We start from the raw sequence: 7,486 nt of genomic DNA, 5'->3' as shown, positions 1-7,486 counted from the left end.
ACAGCCCTCGGGCGTGCTCCGTACTGCTCGTTCCCCGGTTCAGCCGAACCAGGGGAATACCGGAGGCCTAGTGGTCCCCTTTGGGGGGTGTGGTGGTGGGGTCGCTCCCTTTCGGCGGCTCGGCCGCCTTGGTGTACAGCTGGATCTGGGTGTTCGGGTCGACCTGGGTGCCGGCCGGCGGGTTGCTCTGGAGGATCGTCGCGTTCGGGTCCTGGGGACCGCTGACCACGACGTAGGTCAGGCCGAGCGCCTTCAGCTGGTCCGCGGCGGCGCCCAGCTTGACGTTCGCCAGCGGCGGGACCTGGGGCTTGTCCTGCGCCTTGTAGATGGTCAGCGAGATCTTGGTGTTGGCCGGGACCTTGGTGTTGGGCTGGACCGACTGGTTGGCGACGGTGTTGACCTTGCTCGGGTCGGGGGCCGTCGCGGTCTTCGAGACGTCCACCTGGAAGCCGAGGCCCTGGAGGGTCGCCTGCGCGTCCTCCTTCTGGGACCCGACCACGTTCGGGACGGTCACCTTGGCCTTGCCCTGCGACACGGTCAGCTTGATCGGGGTGCTCGGGTCGACGGCCGCGTTGGGCGCCGGGTCCTGGGCGGTGACGGTGTCCTGCGGGGCGGTGTCGTCGTCCTTGTACTCGGTGGTGACGTTGGTGAAGCCGAGGTCGGCGAGCGCCTTGGTGGCCTGGTCCTTGGGCTTGCCCACCACGCCGGGGACCTGCGCCTTGGCCGGGCCCGAGGAGACCTGCACCGTGATGGTGGAGGTCTCGGCGACCTGGGTGCCGGACACCGGGTTCTGGGTGCAGACCTGGTCCTTCTTGATGTTGGTGTCCGGGCAGGCGACCTTGTCGCCCTCGGTCACCACGAGCTTGGCACCAGCCGCGGCGGCGGCCGTCTTGGCCTCCGCCAGGGTCTTGCCGACCAGGTTCGGCGCGGTGACCTTCGCGGCCTCCTTGTTGCCCTTGTCGGCGAACATCGCCTGGGCGACGAAGAAGGTGCCGACCAGGACCAGCACGGCGGCCACCGCCAGCACGATCCAGGAGGTGTTGCTCTTCTTCGGCGGGTCCTCGCCCCGCCGGCCCCCGCCGCGGCCGTAGCCGTCGTCGTTGCCGCCCGCCTGGCCGGCGTAGGTCTGGCCGTAGCCGTCGTCCTGGTAGCCGCCCTGCTGCCCGTAGCCGGGCTGCCCGGAGGCCTGCGGCAGGACGGTGGTCGGGCCGCCGGGCTGCTGCGGCAGCACGTTGGTCTGGCCGTACGGGTCGTGCTGCTGCGGGTAGCCGTTCTGGTCGTAGCCGTAGCCGCCCGGGCCCATGCCGTACGCGGCCTGCTGGGCGGCGGCCACCGGCAGGCCGTCGAGGAAGCGCTCGATGTCGTCGCGCATCTCGTCGGCGCTCTGGTAGCGGTAGTCGCGGTCCTTGGCGAGCGCCTTCAGCACGATCGCGTCGACCTCGGGGCGCACCTCGGGGTCGAAGACGGACGGCGGCTGCGGCTCCTCCCGGACGTGCTGGTAGGCCACCGCGACGGGCGAGTCGCCGACGAACGGCGGGCGCACGGTCAGCAGCTCGTAGAGCAGGCAGCCGGTGGAGTAGAGGTCGGAGCGGGCGTCGACCTGCTCGCCCTTGGCCTGCTCGGGGGAGAGGTACTGGGCGGTGCCGATGACGGCCGAGGTCTGCGTCATGGTCATCCCGGCGTCACCCATCGCACGGGCGATGCCGAAGTCCATGACCTTGACGTTGCCCTGCCGGGTCAGCATCACGTTGGCCGGCTTGATGTCGCGGTGCACGATGCCGGCCCGGTGCGAGTACTCCAGGGCCTGGAGGATGCCGATGGTCATCTCCAGCGCGCGCTCGGGCAGCAGCCGGCGGCCGGAGTGCAGCAGCTCGCGCAGCGTGGACCCCTCGACGTACTCCATCACGATGTACGGGATGGAGATGCCGTCGATGTAGTCCTCGCCGGTGTCGTACACGGCGACGATGGCGGGGTGGTTCAGGGACGCCGCCGACTGCGCCTCGCGGCGGAACCGGGCCTGGAACGACGGATCCCGGGCCATGTCGGCCCGGAGCGTCTTCACAGCGACGGAGCGGCCGAGTCGGGTGTCATGGGCGAGGTACACCTCGGCCATGCCGCCGCGTCCGAGGACGCCGCCGAGCTCGTACCTGCCGCCGAGGCGACGAGGCTCTTCCATAGTTCCGACCCTCTCCCTCACCCGCCGGTGAGGTTGTGACGTAGGTGTCCCCGCACGCTCTGGGTGACGCCGCGCGGTCCGCGACCGGTTCTCCGGCCGGGCCGTGCGGTGCCTCGCGGGCGGCAACGGGCACACCCGCTGCTGGCGGATACGCTACCGGTCGGACCGCAGCGGACCGGAGTCAGCCGTCGGCCGATACCAGACCGGTATCCGGACGGGGCTGCCCATCGTGACATTCCCCTCACCCCGGACCCGCGCTCCTACTTGCCGAGTGCGGCCTGCATCACCGCCTTGGCGATCGGGGCCGCGAGCCGGCCGCCGCTGATGCCGTCGCGGTTCTGGGAGCCGTCCTCGACCACCACCGCGACCGCGACCGACTGGCCGTCCGGGGTCTTGGCCCAGGAGGTGAACCAGGCGAACGGGAGCCCGGCGTTGTCCTCGCCGTGCTGCGCGGTGCCGGTCTTGCCGCCGACCTGGAGGCCGGGGATCTTGGCGTTGGTGCCGGTGCCGTTCTCGACCACCGAGACCATCAGGTCCTGCATCTTCTTCGCGGTGTCCGGGCTCATCGCCTGGGAGAACTGCTTCTCGGTGTGCTTGGAGACGGTGGTCAGCGTGGCCGAGCGCTCCTGGTCGACCAGGTACGGCTGCATCAGGCTGCCGTTGTTGGCGATCGCGGCGGAGACCATGGCCATCTGGAGCGGGGTGGCGCGGGTGTCGTGCTGGCCGATCGAGTCCTGGGCGGTGCCGTCCGCGCTCGGGCTGTCCGGGAAGACGCTCTTCTCGGAGCGGACCGGGGTGTCGACCGTGCTGTTGAAGCCGAACTTCTCGGCCTGCGCCCGCATCCGCTCCTTGCCCAGGTCCGCGCCCATCTTGGCGAAGACCGTGTTGCAGGACTGGTCCATCCCGGACTTGACGGTGGCGTTCTCGCAGCGCTCGTTCGGGCTCTCGTTCTTCAGCTGGGTGGTCGTGCCGGGCAGGATGTACGGCTCCGGCGTGTCCGTGGCGTCGTCGATGCCCTGGTACCGGCCGTTCTCGAACGCCGCGGTCGCGGTGACCAGCTTGAAGGTCGAGCCGGGCGGATAGGTCTCCTTCAGCGCCCGGTTGAGCATCGGCTTGTTCGGGTCCGCGTTGAGGTCCGTCCAGGCCTTGGTGTCGGCGCCCTCGCCGCCGGCGAAGGCGCCGGGGTCGTAGGAGGGGGTGGAGACCAGGCCCAGGATCGCGCCGGTCTTCGGGTCGAGCGCGACCACCGCGCCCTTCTTGTTGCCCATCGCGTCGAAGGCGGCCTTCTGGACCTTGGCGTTGATGGTGGTGACGACGTCGCCGCCGCGCTTCTGCTCGCCCGTCAGCATGTCCAGGGTGTTGCGGAAGAACAGCCGGTCGTCGGTGCCGGAGAGGATGCCGTCCTCCAGGTTCTCCAACTGGCTGGAGCCGTAGGCCTGGGAGGAGTAGCCGGTCACCGGGGCGTACATCGGGCCGTCGACCCAGGAGCGCTTGTACTTGTAGCGCAGGCCGTTGACGAAGTCGGACTTCGTGACCGGCTGGCCGCTGACGATGATGTTGCCGCGCGGGTGGGCGTACCGGTCGTACAGCTGGCGCTTGTTGTTCTTGTTGGTGGCCCAGGACTCGGCCTGGACGCCCTGCACCCAGTTGGTGCGCACCATCAGGGCCAGGATCAGTACGAGGCAGAAGATCGATACCCGGCGGATCGGCTTGTTCATCGGGCGGGTCCTTCCTGGCCCTCGGCGGCCGGGGCCGGTTCGGCCCCCGGTCGGCGGGCGCTGTCGCTGATCTTCAGCAGGATCGCGACCAGTGCCCAGTTGGCGACCACGGACGAACCGCCCTGCGCGAGGAACGGCATGGTCATACCGGTGAGCGGGATCAGCCCGGTGACGCCGCCGGCCACGACGAACACCTGGATCGCCATCGCGGAGGAGAGGCCGACGGCGAACAGCTTGCCGAACGGGTCGCGGGCGGCGAGCGCGGTGCGCAGGCCGCGCTGCACCAGCAGGGCGTACAGCAGGAAGATCGCCATCAGGCCGGTGAGCCCGAGCTCCTCGCCGAAGGACCCCAGGATGAAGTCGCTCTTGGCGGCGAAGGCGATCAGCCAGGAGCGGCCCTGGCCCAGGCCCGAGCCGGTGACCCCGCCGGAGCCGAGCGCCATCAGCGACTGGCCGATCTGCTCGGTGGCGCCCTTCGGCGGGTTGGCGCCGAAGGCGGCCATCGGGTCGAGCCAGGCGTCGATGCGGACCTTCACGTGGCTCGCGGTCGAGGCGACCGCGACCGCGCCGCCGACCGACATCAGCAGGCCGAACAGGATCCAGCTGGTCCGCTCGGTGGCGACGTAGAGCATCACCACGAACAGGCCGAAGAACAGGAAGGACGTGCCCAGGTCGTTCTCGAAGATCAGGATCAGCAGGCTGAGCAGCCAGATCACGATGATCGGGCCGAGGTCGCGGCCGCGCGGCAGGTACAGGCCCATGAACCGGCGGCTGGCCAGCGCCAGCGCGTCCCGCTTGACCATCAGGTAGCCGGCGAAGAACACGGTCAGGACGATCTTGGCGAACTCGCCCGGCTGGATGGAGAAGCTGCCCATCCGGATCCAGATCTTGGCGCCGAAGTCCTCCGCCCGGGACGGGAAGAAGGCCGGCGCCGCGAGCAGGACCAGGGCCACCACCATCGAGATGTAGGTGTACCGCTGGAGCACCCGGTGGTCCTTCAGCAGCACCATCACCCCGATGAAGCCGGCGATCCCGAGGGCCGACCACATCAGCTGGTTCTCGGCCGCCGGGTAGTTGCCCCGGAGCAGCTTGCCCGCCTTGTCCAGCCGCCAGATCATCACCACCCCGAGCCCGTTGAGCAGAGTGGCGATCGGCAGCATCAGCGGGTCCGCGTACGGCGCGAAGCGGCGCACCAGCAGGTGCGCGACCAGCGCCAGGGCGCCCATGCCGAGCCCGTAGCCGAGCATGCCCGCGGGCAGCTTGCCGTCCATCGCGAGGCCGACGTTGGCGTACGCGAGGACCGGCAGCAGCACCGCGAAGGCCAGCAGGGCCAGCTCGGTGTTGCGCCGGTTGGGCGCCCCCTGCGGGGAGATCGTGGTGTTGCCCCGCCGACGGGGGAGGGTGCGCTCGGCCGCCGCCCGGCGTCGGCCGGACCGGGTGGTTTCCTGGGTCAGGTCATAGCTGCTCACGTGGTGACCGCTCCCTGACGGCCGGCAAACCCGCTCGGGGCGGTCCTATGTCGGATCACGGACGTCACTGCTTGGGGCAGGAGTTGGCCCGGCTGAGTTCCTCTTCGGTCAGTGGGGGGGCCTGGTCGCCCTGCGCGCCGGCGGCCGGAGGGGTCGCGTTCGGCGCCGGGGCGGGTGCCGTCGGGGCGGTCGGCGAGGCCGGGGGCGCGGTGGTCGGCGTCGTGGCGGCCGGACCGCGGTTCTTCTCGGTCGGGGTGGGCGTGCCGGCCAGGTACGCGGCCTGCGTCGCCTGGGTGGCCTGGGTGGCGGCCGGGGCGGTCGCCTTCGCGGCCCGCTGGCAGAGCTGGACCCAGCCGTCGAGCTCGTTGACCGTCGACTGGGCGTCCTTCATGCTGCCGACCGAGATGGTCTTCTTCACGTGGACCTGCTGGTCCTCGGGCAGCCACTTCAGCTGGATCCTGCTGAACGAGGAGTGCACCGAGGACAGGCTCACACCGGCCAGGTTCTGGTTGATGCCCTGGTAGATCGCGACGTGGTCGTCCTGGGTGCCGACGTAGTACTGGTCCTGGGTCCACTGGTAGCCGAAGTAGCCGGCGCCGCCGAGCAGGCCCAGCGTGACCAGGGCGGCCAGCGAGACCGTCAGGCCCTTGCGCCTGCGCTTCGCGGGCCGCTCCTCGTCGAAGTCCTCGGTGCCGTACACCGAGGGCTCGCCGGAGCCGGGGCCGTACTCGCCCTCGTAGCCCTCGGCGGGGCCGAAGCCGTTCTGGGCGGGGCCGAAGCCCTCCGCGTAGCCCTCGGCCGGGCCGAAGGCGCCCTGCGGGCCGCGGCCGAGGCCGGCGGCGCGGCCGGCCGGGGTGTCCGCGATCGAGCGGTCGGCGGCGGCCGAGGACGGCGGGGCGTCGGCGACCGCGCCGACCACCACCGGGACGTCGTTGAACTGGCCGCTCATGGTGTCCGTGGCGCCGACGTCGATGACGTCCGCCACGATGCAGGTGATGTTGTCCGGACCGCCGCCGCGCAGCGCGAGCTGGATCAGCTCCTGCACGGTCTGCTCGGGCGCGTAGTAGCTGCCGAGGGTGTCCTGGAGGGTCTGGTGGCTGACCGGGCCGGAGAGGCCGTCGGAGCAGATCAGGTAGCGGTCGCCGGCCCGGACCTCGCGGATCGACAGGTCGGGCTCGACCTGGCCGCGGCCGTCCAGCGCCCGCATCAGCAGCGAGCGCTGCGGGTGGGTCTCGGCCTCCTCGGGCGTGATCCGGCCCTCGTCGACCAGGCGCTGCACCCAGGTGTGGTCCTGGGTGATCTGCACCAGGGAACCGTCGCGCAGCAGGTAGGCGCGGGAGTCGCCGACGTGCACCATGCCCATCCGCTGGCCCGTCCACAGCATGGCGGTGAGCGTGCAGCCCATGCCCTCCAGCTGCGGGTCCTCCTCGACCATCTGCCGGAGCCGGTCGTTGGCGCCCTGGACGGCGTCGCCCAGCAGGGTCAGCAGGTCGGGGCCCGGCACGTCCTCGTCCAGCCGGACGATCGAGCCGAGCACCTCGGAGGAAGCGACCTCGCCGGCCGCGGCGCCGCCCATGCCGTCGGCCACGGCCAGCAGCCGCGGCCCGGCGTAGCCGGAGTCCTCGTTCCCCTCCCGGATCAGTCCCTTGTGGGAGCCGGCGGCGAAGCGCAGCACCAGGGTCATGCGACCTGTGCCCCCCTCTGGGTCATGGACGGGATGCTGTCCCTCATGCGCTACTACTTCCGCAGTTCGATGACGGTCCTGCCGATACGGATCGGCATGCCCGGCTGGAGCGGAGTGGGCGCGGTCAGGCGCTGCCGGTCCAGATAGGTGCCGTTGGTGGAGCCTAGATCCTCGACCGTCCACTGCCCAGTCTGATCCGGATAGATCCTGGCATGCCGGGAGGACGCGTAGTCGTCGTCCAGCACGATGGTGGAGTCGTGCGCGCGGCCGAGCGTGATGGTCTGGCCCTGGAGCGCCACCGTGGTGCCGGCCAGCGAGCCCTGCACCACGACGAGCTGGGTCGGACCGCCGCGGCGGCGCCCGCCGCCGCCCTGGGTCTGGGCCGCCGCCGGGCCGGCCTGGGTCGGCGCCGCGGCGCGTGCGGCGGTCGCGGTGGCCG

General features: G+C 71.1%; 5 protein-coding genes. All 5 read right to left on the bottom strand.

Translation table 11 applies throughout. The features are described 5' to 3' along the window. Positions 1–67: 67 nt before the first annotated feature. On the bottom strand, positions 68–2,176 hold the full coding sequence (pknB, locus tag ACFU6K_RS24535; RefSeq protein WP_380666383.1) for a Stk1 family PASTA domain-containing Ser/Thr kinase: 2,109 nt from the start codon (positions 2,174–2,176) through the stop codon (positions 68–70). A 260-nt stretch (positions 2,177–2,436) separates the two neighbouring features. Continuing rightward, a complete protein-coding gene (locus ACFU6K_RS24530; protein WP_380666381.1) occupies positions 2,437–3,894 on the bottom strand; it encodes a peptidoglycan D,D-transpeptidase FtsI family protein in 1,458 nt (485 codons plus the stop codon). Beyond that, complete coding sequence (locus tag ACFU6K_RS24525; protein ID WP_380666385.1) at positions 3,891–5,267, bottom strand: FtsW/RodA/SpoVE family cell cycle protein; 1,377 nt, start codon at positions 5,265–5,267, stop codon at positions 3,891–3,893. Before ACFU6K_RS24525 ends, ACFU6K_RS24530 begins: the two co-directional genes overlap by 4 nt. A 160-nt stretch (positions 5,268–5,427) precedes the next feature. Further along, positions 5,428–7,047: a PP2C family protein-serine/threonine phosphatase gene (locus tag ACFU6K_RS24520; RefSeq protein WP_380666379.1), complete on the bottom strand. Its 1,620-nt coding sequence runs from the start codon at positions 7,045–7,047 to the stop codon at positions 5,428–5,430. 53 nt (positions 7,048–7,100) lie between these two features. Further along, positions 7,101–7,486, bottom strand: a 386-nt coding sequence (locus ACFU6K_RS24515; protein WP_380666377.1) for an FHA domain-containing protein, incomplete at its 5' end; no start/stop codon positions are given.

Origin of the sequence: Kitasatospora sp. NPDC057512 (assembly GCF_042802135.1) — a bacterium.
Classification (GTDB): domain Bacteria; phylum Actinomycetota; class Actinomycetes; order Streptomycetales; family Streptomycetaceae; genus Kitasatospora.
Note: the sequence above shows the minus strand (reverse complement) of the source record. Positions and strands in the feature narration are given on the sequence as shown.